Origin of the sequence: Bradyrhizobium sp. CCBAU 45321, assembly GCF_028128975.1 — a bacterium.
Lineage (GTDB): Bacteria > Pseudomonadota > Alphaproteobacteria > Rhizobiales > Xanthobacteraceae > Bradyrhizobium > Bradyrhizobium yuanmingense.
The window spans coordinates 1-2,382 of the sequence record NZ_LFKZ01000006.1 but is presented as its reverse complement, the minus strand read 5'-3'; the positions used below and the strand labels follow the sequence as shown (position 1 = coordinate 2,382).

Here is a 2,382-nt window from a genome sequence, read left to right as displayed (position 1 = left end):
GCACCCGCGCCACTTGGCGTACAAACCCCGAGACTCTAACTGCCGCTGGATGAAAATGCAGTGGCAGGTCACCGCAGATGCGCACCCGATGGGCTTCCTATACTGCCAACCTCGTTCGAAGTAGGTTGCAAGGTCTGCGCGAGCGCAAACAGCGGAACCTGTGGCTGCTAATGGCAGCGGATTCATGATTGCCCCGGTCCTCGCCTGGGCCAGAAAGAGCGTAAAACTCGATTAAGCCTAGGAGCCCCCCTTCTCGAAAAGCCTGGCCAGTCTCAAATTATCTGACACGGACACTCGAAGTTCTCACTCAGGCAAGAGCCGCTAGACAATTTAAACTACGTCATCCTCAAGACATCGATGTCCCAATCCCGACGGTAGGACGGGTATACCCTGTCAGTGCAGAGAGAGGCGCGTTGTGTCACGAGGAAACGCTCGGTCATAAACCTGCAATCAAAGCGTGCTACGTAGCTTGGTCCGACAACTTGCCGCTGCTGGTCGGAGTGACGCGCAGTGTTTTTTGGCTCATTGATTTGTCGGGATGGGTATTCGCGCATGGTTTACGACACTGCTACGGTGCAGATGCTCCGCAACGTCCTTGATGAAGTACTTGCTAGCTCCACGTTCATCGGGCAGGAGCACCGCTCTGCGCTGGAGATCGCGGAGCGCATTCTTTGGCTTGCCTCACAGGGAGAGCGGGAGGCCGCGACAATCAAACAGCACTTACTGAACGAGTTTTTGGTGAGCGGTAGCGATAGCGTAAGAGCCGAGAACGCCACCTCGATGGTAAGCAAGGCTCCGCGTTTGTGTTCGGACATACGATACCGGGGATCCTAGTAACGCCGGTCGGAGGTTCCGAGCTGAATGACAAATGCCGGCCAATCGCCGCTGAAATTGTTTGACGCTGGGCTATGCACATGCAGATCCCATTGCGCCACTCCGCCTCCGCGGAAAAGAGATCTGTTCGGTGTCATCTCCATATCGCTCGCTAGACAAATGCGCCTCCGAGTCATGTGATCTGAACGAATCCTAGAGCAGCCTACTTACCATTCAGGATCCATACAAAGCCCTCGCCGTGGCGAGGGCTGGACAAGCAGTGTCCGAGGCAAATGTCCGCACTGATCGCGCGCTTAACCCTGAGGGTTCGGCAGGGCTTCCGATGTTCCCCGCCACGGTGCTTCGTCCTGCTGGAGCATTCTTCCGCAGCGTCTGGATAGGAGGCGACCATTTCTTGTTCTGTTCAGTACTCGCTTGCCAACATCAGCCTGAGGACACGCAATGTCCTTTCCGAGTCGCTTGGATCTTCGGAGCCTTGCTGCATCTTCCTGTCGTCGTAGTCGATCTTCCAGAAGAACTTTTGACCCACCAAGTCGAAGCTTCCGAAGCCGTGCTCGCCATGAGAATCGTTCTCCTCTGTAAACCCGGAGAAATCCGCCACCTGACGGAGCGCCTCGGCCTTACGCAGTCGGGTAGCTCGGCGGCTCCGATTGTCATCATTGCCTTGCCGCCACCGAAGTGCGCCGGAAGGCATCGTTCAGAAGGGCGATACTATTCATCATCGCACTCCTCCGCGTCCTCGCGCCTGTAGGGCGTCATGCGGACCACACGTCGCTCCACTCGCGTGCACTCTTCGGGGTGGTAGTAGTTGCGAACCAGCATCGCCACCCTCCTAGATCAGGCCGGCGAGCACAAGTGCCGAGACGATCGTCTTGCCACCACATGCTTCGCAGAAGCCCTGGTCTTGATCGGGCTCCATGTCGGCCGTGTTGTTGCACCCCGCCGTCATGCAGATCGCGGGGCTCGTTTGAACTCTCTCGGCAAGAGAAATGTTGGACATCGTGTCCTCCTCGCTACGAGCTTCCGACCCATTCGGGTGCTCGTTCCGAGGCGGAGCGAGCGTCCACTACTGGAGCTATGCGGGATTTTGGGTGACGAGGTGATCAGGCGGCGTGGTTTTCCGGCATTTGGATGACCTCGATGCCGTCATTAAATCTGACACCTGCGATGACCTTGGGCATTGGATTTGTGCCGTTGAGCCGCCGGCAGGTCTTTGATGCGGCGATGACCAGCTTGAACACCATCAGGCTTGGCGGTGGTCGGCGACAACGAGCCCTTGGTGCGCACCGTTCTGTGCCGCACGGTCGCGAACACGCTTTCGATGGGATTGGTAACCGGTATGAGATGGCTCGGTGCCAACGTTCCGCTGCGGTGTTCCTACATCGTGGCGTATGGTGCGACCATCGGGACAGAGGCACCGGGAGCACGAAGTGCGGACAGGCCGATGCACACGATGAGCCGAGAGCTCGAGTTAGGGCTCGGACTCAATTGATCCAATAGGCAACGATGGCGGCGAGATGGACGGCAGCCAAGAAGTTCGTGGCTAGT

The 2,382-nt window shown here is 57.6% G+C and carries 2 protein-coding genes and 1 pseudogene; all 3 read right to left on the bottom strand.

The genetic code is table 11. The features are described 5' to 3' along the window. Positions 1–1,237: 1,237 nt before the first annotated feature. On the bottom strand, positions 1,238–1,528 hold the full coding sequence (locus ACM43_RS00975; protein WP_050996341.1) for a DUF3768 domain-containing protein: 291 nt from the start codon (positions 1,526–1,528) through the stop codon (positions 1,238–1,240). A 138-nt stretch (positions 1,529–1,666) separates the two neighbouring features. Further along, positions 1,667–1,834 carry a hypothetical protein gene (locus ACM43_RS00970; RefSeq protein WP_157786120.1) on the bottom strand — a complete coding sequence of 56 codons (168 nt, stop codon included), beginning with the start codon at positions 1,832–1,834 and terminating at the stop codon, positions 1,667–1,669. Positions 1,835–1,937: 103 nt separating this feature from the next. Beyond that, positions 1,938–2,166 (bottom strand): annotated as a pseudogene (locus ACM43_RS00965) (IS256 family transposase); the annotation flags it as partial. Between the last annotated feature and the right edge of the window lie 216 nt (positions 2,167–2,382).

What these genes read in the sequence shown, in the direction of transcription:
- ACM43_RS00975 (WP_050996341.1), bottom strand. Translation starts at nt 1,528, where the DNA reads ATGCCTTCCGGCGCACTTCGGTGGCGGCAAGGCAATGATGACAATCGG.
- ACM43_RS00970 (WP_157786120.1), bottom strand. Translation starts at nt 1,834, where the DNA reads ATGTCCAACATTTCTCTTGCCGAGAGAGTTCAAACGAGCCCCGCGATC.